This window comes from Pseudomonas sp. SDO524_S393, from assembly GCF_054071875.1.
Genome location: NZ_JBSVVZ010000088.1, coordinates 1 through 21,489, shown reverse-complemented (window position 1 = coordinate 21,489; position 21,489 = coordinate 1). Strand labels below are relative to the sequence as shown.

At 61.2% G+C, this 21,489-nt stretch carries 21 protein-coding genes; 13 read left to right on the top strand and 8 right to left on the bottom strand.

The annotated features are described in order from the left end of the window. Positions 1–261: 261 nt before the first annotated feature. Positions 262–1,155, bottom strand: a complete 894-nt coding sequence (locus ACW9IB_RS26680; RefSeq protein WP_457365720.1) for a LysR family transcriptional regulator — start codon at positions 1,153–1,155, stop codon at positions 262–264. Between the two features lie 177 nt (positions 1,156–1,332). On the opposite strand from ACW9IB_RS26680, the gene ACW9IB_RS26675 reads away from it, so the two are divergent. The 6 genes from ACW9IB_RS26675 to ACW9IB_RS26650 all read left to right on the top strand — a co-directional run bounded on the left by ACW9IB_RS26675 (position 1,333) and on the right by ACW9IB_RS26650 (position 9,317). After that, entirely contained in the window at positions 1,333–2,979 is a 1,647-nt protein-coding gene (locus ACW9IB_RS26675; RefSeq protein ID WP_457365719.1) for a GMC family oxidoreductase, read from the top strand. A 65-nt stretch (positions 2,980–3,044) separates the two neighbouring features. Then, positions 3,045–4,667 (top strand): MFS transporter, encoded by a 1,623-nt coding sequence (locus ACW9IB_RS26670; protein WP_457416166.1) that lies wholly within the window; start codon positions 3,045–3,047, stop codon positions 4,665–4,667. A 161-nt stretch (positions 4,668–4,828) separates the two neighbouring features. Next, positions 4,829–6,778, top strand: a complete 1,950-nt coding sequence (locus ACW9IB_RS26665; protein ID WP_457416163.1) for a DNA topoisomerase III — start codon at positions 4,829–4,831, stop codon at positions 6,776–6,778. Between the two features lie 132 nt (positions 6,779–6,910). Further along, positions 6,911–7,351 carry a CBS domain-containing protein gene (locus ACW9IB_RS26660; RefSeq protein WP_457365716.1) on the top strand — a complete coding sequence of 147 codons (441 nt, stop codon included), beginning with the start codon at positions 6,911–6,913 and terminating at the stop codon, positions 7,349–7,351. An 8-nt stretch (positions 7,352–7,359) separates the two neighbouring features. Continuing rightward, on the top strand, positions 7,360–8,205 hold the full coding sequence (locus ACW9IB_RS26655; RefSeq protein ID WP_457416160.1) for an NAD-dependent protein deacetylase: 846 nt from the start codon (positions 7,360–7,362) through the stop codon (positions 8,203–8,205). Positions 8,206–8,987: 782 nt separating this feature from the next. Then, positions 8,988–9,317, top strand: coding sequence for a hypothetical protein (locus ACW9IB_RS26650; RefSeq protein ID WP_457365714.1), 330 nt, complete (start codon positions 8,988–8,990; stop codon positions 9,315–9,317). A 73-nt stretch (positions 9,318–9,390) separates the two neighbouring features. Here the strand turns inward: ACW9IB_RS26650 and ACW9IB_RS26645 are convergent, their stop codons facing one another. Continuing rightward, positions 9,391–10,302 carry a LysR substrate-binding domain-containing protein gene (locus ACW9IB_RS26645; RefSeq protein ID WP_457365713.1) on the bottom strand — a complete coding sequence of 304 codons (912 nt, stop codon included), beginning with the start codon at positions 10,300–10,302 and terminating at the stop codon, positions 9,391–9,393. 132 nt (positions 10,303–10,434) lie between these two features. Between ACW9IB_RS26645 and ACW9IB_RS26640 the strand changes: the two genes are divergently transcribed. From ACW9IB_RS26640 to ACW9IB_RS26625, 4 genes are all read left to right on the top strand, one after another. Continuing rightward, positions 10,435–11,133, top strand: coding sequence for a CoA transferase subunit A (locus ACW9IB_RS26640; RefSeq protein WP_058425579.1), 699 nt, complete (start codon positions 10,435–10,437; stop codon positions 11,131–11,133). A 34-nt stretch (positions 11,134–11,167) separates the two neighbouring features. Beyond that, a complete protein-coding gene (locus ACW9IB_RS26635; protein ID WP_457416157.1) occupies positions 11,168–11,827 on the top strand; it encodes a CoA transferase subunit B in 660 nt (219 codons plus the stop codon). Between the two features lie 11 nt (positions 11,828–11,838). Further along, entirely contained in the window at positions 11,839–13,020 is a 1,182-nt protein-coding gene (locus tag ACW9IB_RS26630) for an acetyl-CoA C-acetyltransferase (protein WP_457416155.1), read from the top strand. Positions 13,021–13,202: 182 nt separating this feature from the next. Further along, positions 13,203–13,985 (top strand): DUF4349 domain-containing protein, encoded by a 783-nt coding sequence (locus ACW9IB_RS26625; protein WP_457416152.1) that lies wholly within the window; start codon positions 13,203–13,205, stop codon positions 13,983–13,985. Here ACW9IB_RS26625 and ACW9IB_RS26620 read toward each other — a convergent pair whose 3' ends face one another. The 4 genes from ACW9IB_RS26620 to ACW9IB_RS26605 form a co-directional block, all read right to left on the bottom strand. Next, positions 13,986–15,071, bottom strand: coding sequence for a DUF1615 domain-containing protein (locus ACW9IB_RS26620; RefSeq protein ID WP_457416149.1), 1,086 nt, complete (start codon positions 15,069–15,071; stop codon positions 13,986–13,988). A gap of 65 nt (positions 15,072–15,136) precedes the next feature. Further along, a complete protein-coding gene (hemB, locus tag ACW9IB_RS26615) occupies positions 15,137–16,111 on the bottom strand; it encodes a porphobilinogen synthase (RefSeq protein ID WP_457416146.1) in 975 nt (324 codons plus the stop codon). A gap of 129 nt (positions 16,112–16,240) precedes the next feature. Further along, complete coding sequence (locus tag ACW9IB_RS26610; protein WP_457416143.1) at positions 16,241–17,083, bottom strand: PhzF family phenazine biosynthesis protein; 843 nt, start codon at positions 17,081–17,083, stop codon at positions 16,241–16,243. 3 nt (positions 17,084–17,086) lie between these two features. Next, a complete protein-coding gene (locus tag ACW9IB_RS26605; protein WP_457416140.1) occupies positions 17,087–17,785 on the bottom strand; it encodes a glutathione S-transferase N-terminal domain-containing protein in 699 nt (232 codons plus the stop codon). 252 nt (positions 17,786–18,037) lie between these two features. On the opposite strand from ACW9IB_RS26605, the gene ACW9IB_RS26600 reads away from it, so the two are divergent. After that, entirely contained in the window at positions 18,038–18,739 is a 702-nt protein-coding gene (locus ACW9IB_RS26600; RefSeq protein ID WP_457416138.1) for a histidine phosphatase family protein, read from the top strand. Positions 18,740–18,802: 63 nt separating this feature from the next. On the opposite strand, the gene ACW9IB_RS26595 is transcribed toward ACW9IB_RS26600, so the two are convergent. Next, positions 18,803–19,297 (bottom strand): nuclear transport factor 2 family protein, encoded by a 495-nt coding sequence (locus tag ACW9IB_RS26595; protein WP_457416136.1) that lies wholly within the window; start codon positions 19,295–19,297, stop codon positions 18,803–18,805. Positions 19,298–19,354: 57 nt separating this feature from the next. Next, positions 19,355–20,113: an SDR family NAD(P)-dependent oxidoreductase gene (locus ACW9IB_RS26590; RefSeq protein WP_457365702.1), complete on the bottom strand. Its 759-nt coding sequence runs from the start codon at positions 20,111–20,113 to the stop codon at positions 19,355–19,357. Between the two features lie 194 nt (positions 20,114–20,307). Between ACW9IB_RS26590 and ACW9IB_RS26585 the strand changes: the two genes are divergently transcribed. Together ACW9IB_RS26585 and ACW9IB_RS26580 are read left to right on the top strand one after the other, a co-directional pair. After that, positions 20,308–20,907: a TetR/AcrR family transcriptional regulator gene (locus ACW9IB_RS26585; RefSeq protein WP_457416134.1), complete on the top strand. Its 600-nt coding sequence runs from the start codon at positions 20,308–20,310 to the stop codon at positions 20,905–20,907. Between the two features lie 287 nt (positions 20,908–21,194). Next, positions 21,195–21,489: Ig-like domain-containing protein (locus tag ACW9IB_RS26580; RefSeq protein WP_457416131.1), on the top strand; the 295-nt coding region annotated here is incomplete at its 3' end.

Sequence of the window (21,489 nt, the reverse complement as noted above, 5' to 3'; positions counted from 1 at the left end):
CGCAGCGATGCGGCGACCCGACAAGCCAGCTCCCACAGGATTGCTCTATTGTTGGTGAGAAAGCACTCGGCGCGATGGCCCTGGTGGCAGCGTTTTTTCAGCCACTGCGAATCCCCTGTGGGAGTTGTCGAGCCCCAGCGAGGCTACGAAAGCGGTGGGTCAGGCGGCATCTGTGTTGACTGTGCCGCCGTCTTCGCAGCGATGCGGCGACCCGACAAGCCAGCTCCCACAATTTTGATCCGGTTTCTTCAGAGGGTTTCTTCAGCAGGTTTCGCCCAGCAGCAAGCCCTGCTCCCGCGCGCATAACTCCACCACGTAATCCCACAATACCCGCAGCCGCACCGATTTGTGCAATTCGCGCCGTGAACTGATCCAATAGCTGCGCTGGATGCCCTCCCCCGGCAACAACGGCACCAGGTCAGGATCGCCGGCAGCCATGAAGCACGGCAACACAGCGATGCCCAACCCCGAGCGCGCCGCCTGGTGCTGGGCGATGACGCTGGTGCTGTGGAATACCACCTTGGGGTTGCGGCAAAAGCTGCTGAGGAACTTCAGTTCCTGGCTGAACAACAAGTCGTCCACGTAATCGATCCAGGCATGGGCGGCGAGGTCTTCGCGTTTTTCGATGGGCGGGTGACGGTCCAGATAGGCGCGGCTGGCGTAGAGCGCAAGACGGTAGTCGGTGAGTTTGCGGGTGACGAGTTGGTCGACACTGGGGCGTTCGAGGTGGATGCTGATTTCCGCTTCGCGGTTGAGGATGCTGACGAAGCGCGGCACGGCCACCAGTTCCACTTCGAGGCCGGGATAACGCTCGAACAATCCAGCCATTCGACCGGCGAGGAACATCACACCCAGACCTTCGGCCACGCCGAGGCGGATCTTGCCCAGGGGCGCGGCAGAGTGGGTAAGTTCGTCTTCGGCCAACAGCGCGACGTTTTCCATGGCCTCGGCGTGCTTGAGCAAGGCCTCGCCGGCGGGGGTCAGCTCGTAGCCCTGGGCATGCTGCACGAACAGTGCGGTACCCAGGCTTTTCTCGATGGCTTCGATATGCCGGGCCACCGTCGCGTGCGTGGTTTTCAGGCGTTGCGCGGCGGTGAGCAGGCGTCCGCTGCGCTGCAGTTCGAGAAAATACCGCAGGTCATTCCAGTCGAACATGGTGCCTCCCTCCCTTGGACATAAACATTGCCTGAAACCGCGCCGCGTGCCTGTGATCACCAACGCCCAAGGGCGGTGCTGTTTAAAAACGCACAGCAGCTGGGTAAAAACTAACATTTTTAAGACGAAAACTAACAACTAGGATGGGGCCAACAAGAAAAACAAGCGAGGCCTCAGATGCCCATTGCAGCTGCTGAATACGATTACGTGGTAGTAGGCGCCGGCCCCGCCGGCTGCCTGCTGGCCAATCGACTGTCCGCCAACCCTGCCCACCGCGTGCTGCTGCTGGAAGCCGGTGGCCGCGACAACTACCCCTGGATCCATATCCCCGTCGGCTACCTGTTCTGCATCGGCAACCCGCGTACCGACTGGTGCTTCAAGACCGAAGCCCAGGCAGGCCTGCAAGGCCGTGCGCTGAGTTATCCCCGGGGCAAGGTGCTGGGCGGCTGCTCGTCGATCAACGGCATGATCTACATGCGTGGCCAGGCCCGGGACTATGACGGCTGGGCAGCTGCCGGCAATGAAGGCTGGGCCTGGAAAGACGTGCTGCCACTGTTCAAACACAGCGAAAATCACTTTGCCGGCGGCTCGGAATTCCACAGCGACGGCGGTGAATGGCGTGTCGAGCAACAGCGCCTGCACTGGCCGATCCTCGATGCGTTCCGCGATGCCGCGGCGCAGAGCGGCATCGCCAGCATCAACGACTTCAACCAGGGCGACAACGAAGGCTGCGGCTACTTCCAGGTCAATCAAAAAGCCGGAGTGCGCTGGAACGCGGCCAAGGCGTTTCTCAAGCCGGTGCGTCAGCGTCCGAATCTCACCGTGCTGACCGGCGTGGAAGTGGACCGCGTAGTGCTGGAAAACGGCCGCGCCTGCCAAGTAGCCGGACGCCAGCTTGGCCAGTCCATGAGCTGGAAAGCGCGCAAGGAAATCATCCTGTGCGCCGGCTCCGTCGGTTCGCCCGGCATCCTGCAACGCTCGGGGATCGGCCCCGCCAGCGTGCTCAAGCCACTGGGTATCGACGTACTGCACGAACTGCCCGGCGTGGGCGGCAACCTGCAGGATCACCTGCAACTGCGGCTGATCTACAAGCTGGAAAACGCGCGCACTCTGAACCAGATCGCCGGTTCCCTGTGGGGCAAGATGGGCATGGGCCTGCAGTACCTGTACGACCGCAGCGGTCCGCTGTCGATGGCGCCCAGCCAGCTCGGTGCATTTGCCCGCTCGGGGCCGGAGCAGACCTCGGCCAACCTCGAATACCACGTGCAACCGCTGTCCCTGGAACGTTTTGGCGAACCGTTGCACGGGTTTCCGGCCTTCACTGCATCGGTCTGCGACCTGCGTCCGCAAAGCCGGGGCCGTATCGACATCCGCTCGGCCAACCCGGCGGATGCGCCGCTGATCCAGCCCAACTACCTGAGCCATCCGGAAGACCTGCGGGTGGCCGCCGACGCCATACGCCTGACCCGCCGCATCGTTGCCGCCCCGGCCCTCAGCCAGTTCAAGCCGGTGGAATACCTGCCGGGTGACGCGCTGCAAACCGAAGAGCAACTGCACGAAGCCGCTGCGCGCATTGGCACGACAATCTTCCATCCGGTGGGCACCTGCCGCATGGGCAGCGACAAGGACGCCGTTGTCGATGCCCAGCTGCGGGTGCATGGCGTGCCCGGTTTGCGCATCGCCGATGCGTCGATCATGCCGCGCATCACCTCCGGCAATACCTGTTCACCCACGCTGATGATCGCGGAGAAAGCCGCACAGCTGATCCTTTCGCCGAACACAAGGAGTCTCGCACCGGAGAAAGAACTGGTTCACGCAATCTGAATAGCGGCGCCCTACCCGGCGCCGACAGTGGAACAACAATAAATAATCACTGTGAGGGCTACCCGATGTCAGAACATGCTCAAACCCTGGGCGCGTCAGTCGACGCGAGCACCAGCAACGACTCAAGGAAAGTCATCTTCGCCTCCTCTCTGGGGACGGTGTTCGAATGGTATGACTTCTTCCTCTACGGCGCCCTGGCGGCGGTGATCAGCAAGCAGTTCTTCGCCGGGGTCAACGACACCACGGCGTTCATCTTCGCCTTGATGGCCTTTGCGGCCGGCTTTGTGGTGCGGCCGTTCGGCGCACTGGTATTTGGCCGCCTGGGGGACATGATCGGGCGCAAATACACCTTCCTGGTCACCATCATTCTGATGGGCGTTGCGACGTTTTGCGTCGGCCTGTTGCCGACCTATGCCAGCATCGGCATTGCGGCGCCGATCATTCTGATTGTGCTGCGCATGCTGCAAGGCCTGGCGCTCGGCGGCGAATACGGCGGCGCGGCGACCTACGTGGCCGAACATGCGCCGGTGGGCAAACGCGGCTTTCACACCAGCTGGATTCAATCCACCGCCACCCTCGGCCTGTTGCTGTCCCTGCTGGTGGTGCTGGCTTGCCGTTACTTCACCGGTGACCAGTTCGAAGTGTGGGGCTGGCGCATCCCGTTCCTGTTCTCCATCGTGCTGCTGGGCATCTCCACGTGGATCCGCATGAGCCTGCACGAGTCGCCGGCCTTCCTCAAAATGAAAGAGGAAGGCAAGGCCAGCAAATCGCCGATCCGTGAGTCGTTCGGCAAATGGGAAAACCTCAAAGTGGTGCTGATCGCGCTGTTCAGCATCAACGGCGGCCAGGCGGTGACCTTCTACGCGGCGCAATTCTATGTGCTGTTCTTCCTCACCCAGTTCCTCAAGATGGACCCGGCCCTGGCCAACATGCTGCTGATCATCAGCGTGGTGATCGGCGCGCCGTTCTTCATCCTGTTCGGCTGGCTGTCGGACAAGATCGGGCGCAAACCGGTGCTGATGCTCGGCCTGGTGCTGGCCACCGCGCTGTACTTCCCGATCTTCAAGGGCCTGGCGCACTACACCAACCCGGCGATGGACCAGGCCAGCCGTCAGGCGCCGATCACCGTGCTGGCCGACCCGGCCACCTGCACCTTCCAGTTCGACCCGGTGGGCAAGGCCAAATTCGACAGCCCGTGCGACAAGGTCAAGACCTTTTTGGTCAAGCAGGGCCTGCCCTACACCAGCACCGCCGCGCCCGCCGGCACCCCGGTGCAGGTGAGCGTAGGCGAAGTGCGCATCGACGGGTTTGACGAAGCGGCCCTGCGCGGCGCCGTGACCCTGGCCGGTTATCCGTCTTCGGCGGACGTGGCCCAGGTCAACAAGACCATGGTGGTGGTGCTGATCGTCGTGCTGATCCTGATTGCAGCGATGTGCTACGGCCCGCTGGCCGCCTTGATGGTGGAGCTGTTCCCGACGCGTATCCGCTACACCTCGATGTCGCTGCCCTACCACATCGGCAACGGCTGGTTCGGCGGTTTCCTGCCGACCGTGTCGTTCGCGCTGGTGGTGTACACCGGCGATATCTTCTACGGCCTGTGGTACCCGGTAGTGGTGACGGGGGTCAGCCTGTTGGTCGGGTTGTTCTGCCTTAAAGAAACCCGGCATGTGGATATCAATAACAACTGATCTTCTGCATCTCGAAGACCCCCTGTGGGAGCAAGCCTGCTCCCACAGGGGTTTTGTAGTCGTCACACAAATTGCTGTATATCCATCCAGATAAAGGTTGATCAAATCCCTCCTTTTGCCCATCCTGCTCTCCATTCAACTGTGTAACGAATGGGCTGACCATGCGGCTGTACCTCTGTGAAAAACCCTCCCAGGCCAAGGACATCGCGGCCGTGCTTGGCGCCAGCCGCCGCGGCGACGGGTGTTGGCTGGGCAACGGGGTCACGGTCACCTGGTGCATCGGCCATCTGCTGGAAACCGCACCGCCCGATGCCTACGACGAAAAATACAAGCGCTGGGTGCTGGCCGACCTGCCCATCGTCCCGGAAAAATGGAAAATGCGCGTCAAGCCCAAGACCGCCAGCCAGTTCAAGGCGGTCAAGCGTTTGCTGGGGGAAGCCCAGGAATTGGTGATCGCCACCGACGCCGACCGTGAAGGTGAAATGATCGCCCGGGAACTGGTGGAGCATTGTCGCTATCGCGGGCCGATCCAGCGCCTGTGGCTGTCGGCACTGGACGATGCCTCCATCCGCAAGGCACTGGCCGCTCTCAAGCCGGGTGCCGAAACCTTCAACCTGTATCACTCGGCCCTGGGCCGTTCCCGCGCCGACTGGTTGATCGGCATGAACATGAGCCGCCTGTTCACTTTGCTCGGGCGCCAATCCGGTTATCAGGGCGTGCTACCGGTGGGTCGCGTACAAACACCGACCTTGCGCCTGGTGGTAGACCGCGACCGCAGCATCGCCGATTTCGTGCCGGTGCCCTACTGGGCCATCGACGTCGACCTGCGCCACGAGGGCATGACCTTCACCGCCCAATGGCGCGCCGCCGAGGACGTCTGCGATGACCAGGGCCGCTGTCTCAATCCGCAGCTGGCGCGGGACGCAGCCGCAGCCATGGGCAATGCTGCCACGGCCCGGCTGGTCAAATTGCGGACCGAACGCATGCGCGAGGTGGCGCCCCTGCCCTTCGACCTGGGCACGCTGCAGGAGATCTGTTCGAAGAAGCTTGGCCTGGGCGCCCAGGAAACCCTGGACATCGCCCAGTCGCTGTATGAAACCCACAAGGTCATCACCTATCCGCGCAGCGACTGCGGCTACCTGCCAGTGAGCCAGCACAGCGACGCACCAGGTATTCTGGCGGCGCTGGGCCGCGCCGATGCAGCGGTGAACGAACTGTTGCCGCATATCGATCCCCAGCGTCGTTCGCGGGCCTGGAATGACGCCAGGGTCAGCGCCCACCACGGCATCATCCCCACCGGCGCCGGCAAGGATCCGGGGCAACTCACGGGCAAGCACCGCGCGGTGTACACGCTGATTCGCGCGCGCTACCTGGCGCAGTTCCTGCCCAACCATGAATACGACCGCACCCAGGCGGACTTCGATTGCGCCGGGCAGGCCCTGCGCGCCGTGGGCAAAGTCGTGATCGAGCCCGGCTGGAAACGCGCCCTGCCCGAGGCGCTGGCCCCGACCAAAGGACGTGAAGCCCCTGCGCCGCAAGCCCTGCCGGCACTGGTACAAGGCCAGGATTACGCAGTCGTCAGGGTCAATCTCAAAGACCTCTGGACCCAGCCGCCCAAACCCTTTACCGAAGGCGACCTGATCAAGGCGATGAAAAACGTCGCCAAGCTGGTGGAAGACCCGCTGCTCAAACAAAAGCTCAAGGACACCACCGGGATTGGCACCGAAGCCACCCGCGCCGGGATCATCCAGGGGTTGCTGGACCGTGGCTACCTGGTGAAGAACGGCAAGGCGCTGTCGGCCACCCCGGCCGCGTTCAGCCTGATCGACGCGGTGCCCCGCGCCATCGCCGACCCCGGTACGACGGCCATCTGGGAGCAGGCTCTGGACATGGTGCAAAGCGGCGAAATGAGCCTGGAAACGTTTGTCGCCAAACAAGCGGCCTGGATGAGCAAGCAGGTGGAGCGCTGTAATGGCCTGCGCATGACCATCACCGGCCCGGCCAGCCCGGCAGGCCGGGGTAGCACGCCATGGAAAAAGAAGCGCAAGAGCGCCCCACGCAAGACGGCCACGAGCCCCAAGCGAGGGAAAAAGCCGGCAAGCGCCGGGTAAACACCGAAAAAAGCCGGCGAATGACGTTTTTCGACGGGTTTAACGCCGCTTTGGACCTTGCCCCCGCGCGGGCCGTCTAGGATTCTGTAGGGGACCTGCTGACTTCCTAACAACAACACCGGAGTGGCCGCCATGAAAACCGTTGCACAAGTGCTCAAAGCCAAGGACCAGAAACACCACGACGTCCACACGATCCAATGGGATCACACGGTATTCGAAGCGCTGGTCAGGATGTCGGAGAAAAACGTCGGGGCCTTGCCGGTCGTCAAGGAAGGCGTGGTGGTAGGGATCATCAGTGAACGGGATTACGCACGCAAACTCATACTCAAGGGCCTGTCGTCGGTGACGACGCGGGTCGATGAAGTCATGAGCTCTCCGGTGATCACCGTCGATACCCATAAAAAGGTCGATGAATGCATGAACATCATGACCGACAGTCACCTGCGCCACCTCCCGGTGGTTGAAGACGGCAAGCTGCTGGGCCTGCTCTCTATCGGTGACCTGGTAAAAGAAGCGATTGCCGACCAGGCAGACCTGATCAAGCAATTGGAGCAGTACATCCGCGGCGAATAGGAGACCCCATGCTCGACACGCTGGAACATCAGGAAGACCACCTCGACATCCTGTATCGGGCCATGGCCGAACGGCGCTTTCTGGTGTTGACCGGTGCGGGGATCAGCACCTCGTCAGGCATCCCGGATTACCGCGACAGCGAAGGCGTGCGCCGGGGCAAGGCGCCAATGATGTACCAGGAGTTCCTCGCCACCCCGCAGGCGCGGCGCCGTTACTGGGCGCGGGCGATGCTGGGGTGGCCGCGGGTACGTATTGCACAGCCGAACAGGGCCCACCTCGCGTTGGCTACTTTGCAGCAGCGCCAGCGTATCAGCGGGCTAATCACCCAGAACGTCGATACTCTGCACGACCAGGCCGGCAGCCATGACGTGATCGAGTTGCACGGCAGCCTGCACCGGGTGTTGTGCCTCGACTGCCAACTGCGCAGCGAGCGTAATGTCATCCAGCGCTTGATGGAAAGCGAAAACCCTTACCTTGCCGCCGTCGATGCCATTCAGGCGCCCGACGGCGACACCTTGCTCGATCCCACCTTTGAAGAACGCTTCCAGGTTCCTCGCTGCCCGCATTGCAACGGCCAGCGCCTGAAACCGGATGTAGTGTTCTTCGGCGAAAATGTAGCCCCGGCTACAGCGGCCAGAGCAATGACGGCGGTAGAGCACGCGGATGGCCTGCTGGTGGTGGGTTCATCGCTGATGGCCTATTCAGCGTTTCGCTTGTGCAAGGCCATGGTTGAGCAAGGCAAACCGGTAATAGCCATCAACCTCGGCAAGACCCGTGGGGATGAGCTGTTGCAGGTGAAGATCGAGGCTTCGTGCGAGCAATTATTGCCATTGTTGGTTGAGCGCCTGGAATAGCGCAGACACCACATGTCAGGAATGCGGGAGTGGCTTGTCGGGTCGCCGCATCGCTGCGAAGACGGCGACACAGCCCACGCAGATGTCGTCTGCCCCACCGCTTTCGCAGCCTCGCCGGGGCTCGACAACTCCCACAGGAGGTTCGCAATCAGCAGGGCCATCGCGCCGGGCACTTTCTCACTAACAACAGAGCTCCCTTGTGGGAGCTGGCTTGCCTGCGATTTCGGGCTGTCAGTTAACACGTTCGTAGCTGATACACCGCTATCGCCGGCAAGCCCGCTCCTGCAAGGTTCTGCGTTCAACTGGACCACTCGGCACCGCGACCAAACCGCACGAAAAATGACGCACAGGTCACGTTTTCCCGCATTCTCCCGTCCCCGCAGGGATTTATGTAGTCCTCAAAAATAATCACTACATAACCGTTGACGTAACCTTTTTGTCCTTGCATTATCGAGTCGTCTCCCGGATCGGGAGCGTTGGTAACACGCGTTTTGAACAAGCTCGTCTGACCGCCGAGCTGTTTTTTCCGGATGTGCGCTGCCCACAAGGCAGATTGATGAAGCTGACTGACCCGCAAAGGTCGGTACAAGGCGCTCAAACGCTGCTTGTCTCCGCGATGCCCCCATCGCGTAGCCGCTCATCAGCAAGACTACATGCATCAGGTTCAAGACCCTGCCCGTATTCGGCAGACAGTCGCTGACGCCCGGTTTTTGGAGCCGGAGACAACTAAGCAGTATTAACGAATCAACTGATAGATCGCCAACTGGTCAAGGGGCTTACACATGAATCTGAACAACCAACCAACTATCGATGAATTGGCTGAGATGTTCGCAGCGCAGAAAGACACACTCGACGACCATATCCTTTGGGTTGGTAAATCGGGCGAAGTCCAAATTGACTGCCTGGAGCCCAATACCCAAGAAGCCGAGTTTGACCGCAATAACCGTGAACTGGCAGCGCGCCTGAAGGTATATCGCCGTGGCCAGGGTTATGTCGGCAAGAAGGCCGCGGCTGATCGCAACTTTATCGAGCACGTATTCGACACACTAAACACTGCCTGGGCGTCCTTCAAAGACAGTTCGCAAGTTAAAGTGATCGACCGTTACTACTAACGAGTAGTGACTACATCAAGTCCGCCCGGTTAACCGGGCGGACTTTTTTATTGCCTTAGATTTTCGGCTGTCACTACAAAACCTGTAAGAGTGGGAAGCGGCCTTTCGCGGCTTCATCACGGAAAATGTCGAACAACACCTGCGCCGCCGCCGACAGTTCATGCCCTGGCTTGGTCAACACACCAATCGGTCGTTCGATCACAGGATCACTCAGGGTGATGCAATGGGCACCCGCTTCTTCCATCTGCTGCGCGCACAACGCCGGGACCGCGCTGACTCCCAGGCCACTGGCAACCATCTTGCCCACGGTCGCGAGTTGATGGCTTTCCAGCGCAACCGGCAGCTTCATCTGCAAGGCACCCAGGTGCTCCTCCAGCATTACCCGCACCGTGGAAGGCCTTTGCAGGGTAATGAACGGTTGCTCCAACAGGGTCTTCCAGTCGATGTCATCGCGCTGTGCAAGCGGCGAATCACCGGGTACGACCGCAACGAACCGGTCTAGGTACAACGGCGTGAACGCCAGTGATGAACCCTGCGCCGGCTCGAATGCCACGCCCAGTTCCACTTGGCGATCACGGACCATCTCCAAGACCTGTTCGTTGATCAAGTCATGCACGGTGACGTTCACCTGAGGGTAACGCGCGCGGAATATCTTCAGGATCGGCGGCAGCAGGTTGCCAGCAAATGACGGCATCGCGGCCACCGTCACACGCCCACGTTGCAGGGTGAAGCGCTGGCGCAGTTCATCTTCGGCGTTGTCCCAATCGGCGATCAGTCGACGGGCCAGGGGCAGCAGCGATTCACCTTCGGGCGTCAGGGCGACATTACGTGTATTGCGGCTGAACAGGCGCCCGCCCAGCCCTTCCTCCAGGCCTTTGATAGTCAAGCTCAGCGCCGACTGGGAGAGGTGCAGACGCTCGCAAGCGGCAGCAAAACTCAGGCTCTGGGCCACGGCGAGAAACGCACGCATCTGTTTGACGGTCACGGGACACTCCGAAGGATGAGTCGACTATGCTGTTTTTTAAAACAATCAACCTTAAAAAACAACTTAACAAATCAATTCGTCAGCGCAACACTCAAGTCATTGGCTGGCCCACACATAATAAAAGAGGTGCATATGGCAGGTTTCGATAAACGCGTGGCGTCCTACGAGGAAGCGCTGGCAGGTCTGGAAGACGGTATGACCGTGCTCTCCGGTGGTTTTGGCCTGTGCGGCATTCCGGAAAACCTCATCGCCGAGATCAAGCGTAAAGGCACCCGCGACCTGACAGTCGTATCGAACAACTGTGGTGTCGACGGTTTCGGCCTGGGCGTGCTGCTGGAGCAAAAGCAGATCAGCAAGGTAATTGCCTCCTACGTCGGTGAAAACGCCCTGTTCGAGAAGCAACTGCTCAGCGGCGAAATCGAAGTGGTGCTGACGCCCCAAGGCACCCTGGCGGAAAAAATGCGCGCCGGTGGCGCCGGTATCCCGGCTTTTTTCACCGCAACCGGGGTCGGCACCCCAGTGGCCGAAGGCAAGGAAACCCGCGAATTCAACGGCCGTCCGTACCTGATGGAGGAGTCCATCACCGGCGATTTCGCCATCGTCAAAGGCTGGAAAGCCGACCACTTCGGCAACGTCATCTACCGTCACACCGCCCAGAACTTCAACCCGCTGGCGGCCACCGCCGGCAAGATCACCGTGGTCGAAGTCGAGGAAATCGTCGAACCGGGCGAGCTGGACCCGGCGCAGATCCACACCCCTGGCATCTACGTCGACCGGATTATCTGCGGCACCTTCGAGAAGCGCATCGAACAGCGCACCGTCCGCAAGTAATCCACCCCCAGCCCGAACAATAAGGACACACAAAATGGCTCTTACCCGCGATCAAATGGCTCAACGCGTCGCCCGCGAATTGCAGGACGGTTTCTACGTCAACCTTGGCATCGGCATTCCCACCCTGGTGGCCAACTACGTTCCCGAAGGCATGGAAGTGATGCTGCAATCGGAAAACGGCCTGCTGGGCATGGGCCCGTTCCCGACCGAAGACACCATCGATGCCGACATGATCAACGCCGGCAAGCAGACCGTCACCGCCCGTATCGGCGCGTCGATCTTCTCGTCCGCAGAATCTTTCGCGATGATCCGTGGCGGCCACGTCGACCTCACGGTGCTCGGCGCCTTCGAGGTGGACGTGCAAGGCAACATCGCCTCATGGATGATCCCCGGCAAGCTGGTCAAAGGCATGGGCGGCGCCATGGACCTGGTGGCCGGTGCGGAAAACATCATCGTGATCATGACCCACGCGTCCAAGGACGGTGAGTCCAAGCTGCTCAGCCAATGCAGCCTGCCGCTGACCGGCGCTAACTGCATCAAGCGCGTATTGACGGACCTGGCCTACCTGGAAATCGAAAATGGCGCTTTTGTCCTCAAGGAACGCGCACCTGGCGTCAGTGTTGAAGAGATTGTGAGCAAGACCGCCGGTAAACTGATCGTCCCGGACCACGTTCCAGAAATGCTCTTCCAGTGAGGACAGATTCCATGCAAGACGTCGTGATTGTCGCTGCCACCCGCACCGCCGTGGGCAGCTTCCAGGGTTCGCTGGCGAATATTCCGGCACCGGAACTGGGCGCCGCCGTGATCCGTCGCCTGTTGGAACAGACCGGCCTGGACCCGGCGCTGGTCGATGAAGTGATCCTGGGCCAGGTGCTCACCGCAGGCAGCGGCCAGAACCCTGCGCGCCAGGCCTCGATCCTCGCCGGCCTGCCCCACGCGGTGCCGAGCCTGACCCTGAACAAAGTCTGCGGCTCGGGCCTCAAGGCCTTGCACCTGGGCGCACAGGCCATTCGCTGTGGTGACGCCGAAGTGATCATCGCCGGGGGCATGGAGAACATGAGCCTGGCGCCATACGTACTGCCCGCCGCACGCACCGGTTTGCGCATGGGCCACGCCAAGATGATCGACAGCATGATCACCGACGGCCTGTGGGACGCGTTCAACGATTACCACATGGGTATCACCGCCGAAAACCTGGTGGACAAGTACGGCATCAGCCGTGAAGCCCAGGACGCGTTCGCCGCGGCGTCCCAGCAAAAAGCCGCCGCTGCTATCGAATCGGGCCGCTTTGTCGACGAGATCACGCCGATCCTGATCCCCCAGCGCAAAGGCGACCCCGTGAGCTTCGCCGTGGACGAACAGCCGCGCGCCGGTACCACCGCCGAAGCCCTGGCCAAACTCAAGCCAGCCTTCAAGAAAGACGGTAGCGTCACCGCAGGCAACGCTTCCAGCCTCAATGACGGCGCCGCCGCCGTGCTGTTGATGAGTGCCGACAAGGCCAAAGCCCTCGGCCTGCCGGTACTCGCACGTATCGCCAGTTATGCCAACGCCGGCGTCGACCCGGCGATCATGGGCATTGGGCCGGTCTCGGCCACCCGCCGCTGCCTGGACAAGGCCGGCTGGAGCCTGGGCGACCTGGACCTGATCGAAGCCAACGAAGCCTTCGCCGCGCAATCCCTGGCGGTGGGCAAAGAGCTGGAATGGGATGCCGACAAGGTCAACGTCAACGGCGGCGCCATTGCCATCGGCCACCCCATCGGCGCCTCAGGCTGCCGTGTGCTGGTGACCCTGCTGCATGAGATGATCAAGCGCGACGCCAAGAAAGGCCTGGCGACGCTGTGCATCGGTGGCGGCCAAGGCGTCGCCCTCGCCCTCGAACGCAGCTGATCCCGATCAACGGGCGGCTGTTCTCAGGACTGCGCAGCAGCCCCAAAACTAAAGAGCAACACCGAAAAGGCCTGGTTCCACGAAAACCGGGCCTTTTCTTTCCCTCGATACCTGGTCTCTTTGCGTTCCCCTCCCGAACCCGCTTTAATCCTGCTCAATGCACCCGCTCCCCAAGGACCCCTATGCGCCATCTGGACGGCAAGTTCTCTCTCCTGTTGACCCTGCTGGCCAGCCTGGCATTAGCCGGCTGCTCACCCAAGGATCATTCCCGCGCCACCGTCATCAACGGCGAACAAAGCCGAGCCGGTGCGCAACTGGCTTATGAACATGAGCTGACCCTGGCCCTGCCCGGCGCGCTGCTCGGCCCCCGGATGCAGGCCACTCGCGAAGCCTGCGAAACCGCGCGCTTTGGCGCCTGCAATATTCTGGGTATTACCGAAGACGACAACGGCGGCGAGCTTATCCTGCGCATCGCACCCGCCGGCGTGGAGCCGATCGTGGCGATGGCGTCCGAAGGCGGCAAACTCGGTCGACGCGTCACCACCGCCGAGGATCTGGCGGAAGCCGTCGCTGACGTGCGTCGTCGCCAGGAGCGCCTGCTGGCCCAGTTGCAACGCCTGGATGAACTGGCCAAGCGCAAGGACATCACCGTCAGCGACCTGATTGCCTTGAGCAAGGAACAGGCCGCCATCGAAAACGAGTTGCAGGAACTGGCGCAGGTTGCCGCCGGCCAACAGCGCCGTCTGGACACCAACCGCGTCACGCTGAACTTCCGCTCCTCGGACGGTGCGAACCAGACCTCACGCTTGAGTCGAATGTTCAGCAACCTGGGTGACAACCTGGTGGACGGCACCGCCGACGCCGTGGAGCGTGCCAGTTATGGGCTGCCGTTCGTGATCCTGACGTTCCCGGTAGTGTGGCTCTGGGTGTGGCTGTGGCGCCGGTTTGTCAAGCGCCGCGCCTGATCAGCGCTTCATGCAACGCTGGTAGCGCTCATCCACTCGCTTGGCAAACCAGGCTGTGGTCAGGTTGCGGGTGATCTTCGGGCTCTTGAGCACGATGCCCGGCAGGATCGCCCGTGGCACCGGCTTGCCCGCCGCCTTGTCGGCCAATGCGAACACCCGCTGATAGACCATGGTGTCCTCGAAATCCAACTGGTCGCCCTGCTCCAATTGGCTACGAATGCTGGGGTTGCGCATGCCCAATTTTGCGCCCAGGGAGCGCGCCGCCAGTTCGGTGGTGCCAGGCAGCAATGAACCGTAACGAATCAAGTCTCCGTCCAGCGCCAGTTCGGTGCCCGAGACGCGGCTGACGGCGGCCTGGAACGCTGCATTGCGGCTGGCGTACCAACCGGCGTTGAAATCGGCAAAGCGGTACAGCGGTTGGTCGTAGTTGACCGGGTAGCCCAGCAAGTGGGCGATACCGAAATACATGCCGCCACGGCGAGTGAATACTTCGCGGCGAATAGTGCCGTCCACCGTGTAGGGATAACCCCGCGACTGTTTCTGCGCAAACTCGATGCTGACTTGCATGGGACCCGCGGTGTGCACGGGGTTGAAGCCGCCGAACAGCGTGTTGCCCAAGGGCACCATGCTAATGAAGTCATCGAAAATGCCGCTGAGGTCCTTCTCGGTGCGCGCGGCGCTCAGGCGGTCGGTGTAGGTTTTTCCGGTGGGCGAGCGCAATTGAAGCGCGCTGCGGACGACAAATTCCGGTACGTGGACTTTCCCCGCACGCCGCAGGATTTCATCCTGGGCGATCTTGCCCATGTTCGGCACAGGTGGGTCGACCTGATAAGTGGACTCCTGTTCGGTGACTGCCAGCACGGCGCAGATATTCTCGGTGCTCGGGTAGATTTTCTGGGTATCGAAGGCGGTGTAGATGTCCTGTGCCCAGCCGTTGCGGTCCGCCACCGTCGCCGGCAGCAGGCGCACGATCTGCGCTTTCACCTCGGTTTCGCTGCGCGTCGGCTGCTGTGAGGTGCGTGACGTGGAGCAACCGGCCACTACCAACAACGAAGTGATGCACAGAATAAGGCGAAGGTGAGGCATGGGACATCCTTGAGCGACGATCAACTATCGACGCTCAAGGATAGCGGCAGTTCCGCAGGTCTGGGTCAGATACCCGCCAGGGCAAGATCCATGGCGAAATAGGTGAAAATCAAATCCGCCCCCGCCCGCTTGATCGACCCCAGCGTCTCCCGCACCACCCGCGCCTCGTCAATCGCACCCGCCTGGGCACCGAACTTGATCATCGCGTATTCACCGCTCACCTGATACGCAGCCACCGGCAAGCGCGATGCTTCGCGAATGTCACGAATGATATCGAGGTAGGCGCCAGCCGGCTTGACCATCAGCGCGTCCGCGCCTTCCTGTTCGTCCAGCAGCGATTCGCGCACGGCTTCGCGGCGGTTCATCGGGTTCATCTGGTAGCTTTTGCGATCGCCCTTGAGGGCGCTGCCGCCGGCTTCGCGGAACGGGCCGTAGAGAGCCGAGGCGAATTTGGTGGAGTAGGCCACGATCGGGATGTGGGTGAAGCCGGCGTCATCCAGTGCGCGGCGGATCGCCTGGACTTGGCCGTCCATGGCGGCGGACGGTGCGATGACATCGGCGCCGGCGCGAGCGGCCGCCACGGCTTGTTGGCCGAGGTTGACCAGGGTCGCATCGTTGTCGACGTGGGCGCCGTGCATCACGCCGCAGTGGCCGTGGTCGGTGTATTCACAGAAGCAGGTGTCGGACATCACGACCATTTCCGGCACGGCGTCCTTGATGATCGAGGACATGCGCGAGACCAGGCCGCGTTCTTTCCAGGTGTCGCTGCCGCTGGCGTCCAGGTGGTGGGACACGCCGAAGGTCATGACCGACTTGATGCCGGCACGGGCATAACGCTCGATCTCAGCGGCCAGTTTCTTCTCAGGGATGCGCTGCACACCCGGCATGCTGGTGATCGGCACGAAATCGTCGACCTCTTCCTCGACGAAGATCGGCAACACCAGATCATTGAGGGTGAATTCGGTTTCCTGGAACAGGCCGCGCAACTCGGCAGAGCGGCGCAGGCGACGCGGACGGGCTTGTGGGAACTGGCTGGTCATGGACTTCCTGAAGGCTGAAAACAGTAGAGGCATCGAACTTTGGGGGAGAAAGCTTATGCCCCTGCCCCTCGGCAGCACAGCCCCCGAGGGCCAACACTGTGTTGCGCGCACCGCAACAATCCCGTGGAACTAGAGATGCAGGCGTCCTTCGATACACACCGCCACAGCGCCACCAACCCAGATTTCGTCGCCCTGGCGCTCGATACGAATGCGCCCCGCCCGCCCCATCGCCGTACCCTGGCTGACCACAAAACGCTCCGGCGCCAAACCTTCGCCCAGCAGCCATTGAGCGATGCCCGCGTTCAGGCTACCGGTGGCCGGATCCTCCGGGGCGCCGTCGCCGGCAATAAAGCCACGCACCTCAAACTGCGCATCCACGTCATCACGGACCGAATCACACGGCGCGATCACGCCCACCGCCAGGCCGAGCAATTGCCCATAGTCAGGGCGCAGCGCCAGCACCGCGGCACGATCTTTCAGCATCACCGCCAGCCAGCCGGCACCATTGTCGACCCACTGGCTGCGCAGGATGGCCCCGGGCGCCAGGCCCAACCCCCGGCGCACACGCTCCAGCAAGGACGCCTCTACCGGTCCGGAGCGCAGCAACGGCGGTGCAATAAAGGCCAGCTCATCCCCTTGGCGGCGGATACGCACCAGCCCGATTTCACACTCCTGGATGATCTCTTCGCCTTGGGGAATGCCCCCCGCCTGCAACCACGCATGGCAACTGCCCAGGGTCGGATGGCCGGCGAACGGCAACTCTTGCAACGTCGTGAAGATACGCACCCGGTAGTCCGCACGCGGATCGCGAGGCTTCAACAGGAACGTGGTTTCACTCAGGTTGGTCCATTTCGCGAAATCGGCCATTTGTTGATCGTCGAGGCTGTCGGCACCCAACACCACCGCCAGCGGGTTGCCCTTGAGCGCCACACGGCTGAACACATCCAGCTGCTTGAAATCGAAGGTCGCCATGGTTCAGCCCGGGATGCTCAAGCCACGGATCACCGCCGGCCGGGCGACAAAACCATCCAGGGCGCGCAGCACATTGGGGAAGTCGGCGATACCCACCAGGTCGCCCGACTCGTAGAAGCCGATCAGGTTGCGGACCCACGGGAAGGTGGCGATATCGGCAATGCTGTAGTCGTCGCCCATGATCCAGGTGCGGCCCAGCAGGCGTTTTTCCAGCACCGCCAGCAAACGCCGGGATTCGGCGGCATAGCGATCCCGCGGACGCTTGTCTTCATAAGCCTTGCCGGCAAATTTATTGAAGAAGCCCAACTGGCCGAACATGGGCCCGATGCCGCCCATCTGGAACATCAGCCACTGAAGGGTCTCGTAACGGGTAGCCGGGTCTTCGGACAGCAACTGGCTGGTTTTTTCCGCCAGGTAAATCAGGATCGCGCCGGACTCGAACAACGCCAGCGGCTGGCCGCTCGGGCCATTGGGGTCGATGATCGCGGGGATCTTGTTGTTGGGGTTCAGCGACAGGAACTCGGGGGATAGCTGGTCCTGGGTCTCGAAACTGACTTTGTGCGCCTCATAGGGCAGGCCCAGTTCTTCGAGCATGATCGACACCTTGACGCCGTTGGGCGTGGGCAGCGAATACAGCTGCAGGCGCTCGGGGTGCTGGGCGGGCCATTTGCTGTTGATCGGGAAAGCAGCGAGTGAGTTCATCCGGAAATCCCTGGGCAGAAAGTCCCCATGATAGTCATCTGTACGGCGCCGTGCATGGGTCATCATTACGCAACATGCACAGGCTAATCTGCCGCGTGGGCGAACCAATGGGCCCGCGCGCACTCTTAACTGCGCTCGAACGGTGAATGGAGGCACCTCGCTATAACGACAGGGAACACCGCAGGGCGCCCGAGGCGTCACTGGGGCCGGGCTTGTCCGCCCTCACCCCTTGCACGAAGACTCGAACCTGCCATGAAGATCAAGCCTCTGTGCCTGACGCAGCACCTTAAACGCTATTCATACATGATGTTGCCGTTGTTGCTTGCCGGCGGCGCCATCGGCCTGAGCCTGGAGTCGCCGCTCAGCAGTGCCGAACCCGTGGACGGCGTACAAACCCTGGTGTTCCTGCGTCACGGTGAAAAACCTGCCGGCGGCCTGGGCCAGCTCAACTGCCAGGGCTTGAACCGCGCAATGAACCTGGCCACCGTATTGCCAGAAAAGTTCGGCAAGGCCAACTTCGTGTTCGCCGCCAACCCGACGCGCAATGTCGAGGAAGGTGAGCTGGATAATTCCTATAGCTACATTCGCCCCCTGATGACCATCAGCCCCAGCGCAATCAAACTGGGCCTGCCGGTGAATATCCAGTTCTCGGCGAATGACACCAGCGCCCTCGCCGACGAACTGGTAGAAGACAAGTATCACAACGCCGTCATTTACACCGCCTGGTCCCACGGCTACCTGCCGGAGCTGATCAACAAGGTGGCCAGCGAAGCCTCAGGACGTACACACACCATCACTGACGATTGGTCCGGCAGCGACTACGACACGCTGTATGTGCTGACGCTGACCTGGCACAACGGCAAGGCCTCCCTGCTCAGCCGCAACTACAAGCAGGGCCTGGATGGCGGCAATGAGCATTGCCCGGACCCTACACAGGCCAGCGCGGAATCCTGAACCTGTAAACAGGCGGCCAGGCGCTGCACAAGTTGGGCAGCGAGCAGGTTTGTCCCGCGTGGGTCAGCCTCTTTCGGCTGACGATCCGCTCCAGGCATACGGTTCATTGCCCGCAACAGGAACCCAGTCCTTCAGGGGTGTCAGGTAGTGGAGTTCAAAACGCCTCGACAGGAACGCCCATCGTCCCTCACGGCGTTCGAACCGGTCGTGATACAGCCCGCTCACTTGTACCGGGCCCTTTTCTACATCGTGGAACAGGCAGTCCGCGGCGACCGTACCCATTGCGCTGTCTCCATCGATCCGGATCAAGGGGTTGGCCATCCAGTGGTGCATATGCGGCATCTGCCGCCAGCTATTTTCAGCCATCAGCAAGATTTCATCACGGCTCGCGGCGCTGCCGAACCCCGGCAGGTCCAGCGTCGAATCTGCATGCCAGATACTCTGCAAGAGCGATACATCGATGCGGTCGAATGCGTTTGCGTAAGCACTGATAAGGGTCTCGATGGCGGCGCGACTTTCCAGCGCATCCAGCCGAGCGATCAATGGTTCATTGTTCATCAGGGTGTCCTGTTGAAAGCAACCCCATTGAGGGGCTGCTCAAGGCGTAGTGGATCTTCAGATTTGCGAGAGACCGCCGTCGACCATCAGCTCAACGCCGTTGACGTACCTTGCATCGTCGGACGCCAGGAACAGCGCGGTCGAGGCGATCTCTTCCGGTTGAGCCATATAGCCCAGCGGCGTGATCTGCTCGACATGCTCGCGAAGCGCGGCGATGTCGCCCTCGCTCATCTTCAAGCCGTTGTCCATCAACGGGGTCCGAGTGAAGCCAGGGCTGAGTACGTTTGCACGGATCTTGCGGCCCTTGAGTTCGTTCGCCCAGGTACGCGCGAACGACCGCACCGCTGCCTTGGAAGCGTTGTAGAGACTCAGCCCTTCCATGCCGTTGCTCGAGCAGATAGAGGCCGTGAGGACAATCGACGAACCGTCCTTCATCAGCGGCAACAGCGTCTGCACCGTAAAGAAAACGCCCTTCACGTTAATGTCGAACATCGAGTAGTACGCGGCCTCGCTGGTCTCGCCCACCGGGTTTTTTTCGCAGATACCCGCGTTGGCGAATACCGCGTCCACTTGCTCGTCCTGCGCCTCGATCACCGCCTTGAGCTCATCCAGATCAGCCTGGCGCGAAACATCGGAAAGTACCGCCACGGCTTTATTGCCCAGCTTGGCAACGGCTGCTTCCAACGTGCCTGGCGAACGACCGGTGATGTAAACGCGCTTCGCACCCTCGGCAATCAAACCCTGCGCAATTGCAAAGCCGATACCGGTGGACCCGCCGGTGACGACTGCAACTTGATGAGTGAATTTACCTGACATGCCTGACTCCTTAACCGTCGTTGTGTGGATCGTCTGAACCACATTGGGCCCATTTTGGGAGGTATTCGCAGGGACCGGCACTGCCATAAATGAACATTGGCCGTGCATTTTTGTGTGGGCAAAACGGCTGAAAAAACCATTACATTGGAACCGATCGGTTCTTGGCCTGAACCGACATTCAGGAGTACTGATCGATGACCGATGCAACCGGCCCAGGACGCCCGCGTGCGTTCGACCTGGGCGATGCTGCCCGTGATGCCATGCATGTGTTTTGGGACCGTGGCTATGAAGGCGCGTCATTACCGGACCTGATCGAAGGCACCGGATTGTCCCGAGGCAGTCTGTACAAAGCGTTCACAGACAAGAAAGGCCTGCTGCTGGCAGCGCTCGATATCTATACCGCCGACGTCTTGAAATCGATGTCGGAGGTCCTGTCACAGCCGGGTACGGCCAAAGAGGTGATCCACGAATCACTGCTTCGTCACGCCCGAGCGTCATCAGGTGAAGCCGGTCGCAGGGGCTGCCTGGTGGTCGCCGTCGCGAACGAATCCGCCGCCCAGGACCCCGAGGTGGCGTTGCGGATCAACCGCATGCTTCGACGCACTCAACAACTGTATGCAAGCACCATCATTCGAGGGCAAGCGGCCAGTGAGTTCCGTGAAGGGGACGAACAGGCGATGGCACACTTTCTGGTCTGTCAGATCGAGGGCATGCGCGTGCTGGGGAAAACCGGTGCCCGCGAAGCGGACATGGTCGCGCTGGTCGAGCGCACGATGCATCTTCTGAACGGATGATCATTCTTTCGCGAGGTTCGGAACCGGACGGTTCAATACAGATAGGCGCAGATAGCTGACCAGAATCCAATGCGCTCGTACCTCACCGGCCCCTGACGACTTCGTTTTTTTTGAGACATGTCTTAACGTTGACGCCAGCAAAAAATGCAGAAATGAGCGTGTGACCCGGGGGGGCAATCACGATCATTTTTTCTATTTTTTGGTGGTAAGACCTGATGGATTCAACGAAGAAAAACACAGAAGCGCGTGAATATGTTGAACGCGAAATTGGCTCAACGGCTGAAAACATGACCCTCCATGGTCTGACACCCGCCCATGACGCCCAGAGCCAGAGCGTGGGGGGCTCGCAACCCGAAGTGGCTTCCCGCAGCGTTTCGGCCGCACCCTCTATCGACTTTGCCTTCGACGACTTCGGCAAAACCGGTGAACTGACCTCTGGCAGTCTCACAGATGACAGAACCCCCACCCTGATCGGCAAAGCCCAACCCAACAGCCCGGTAGCGATCTACGACGGCGATGTGCAGATCGGCAATGCCTACGCGAGCGCAGATGGCAGTTGGCACTTCCCGGTCCCCACACTGG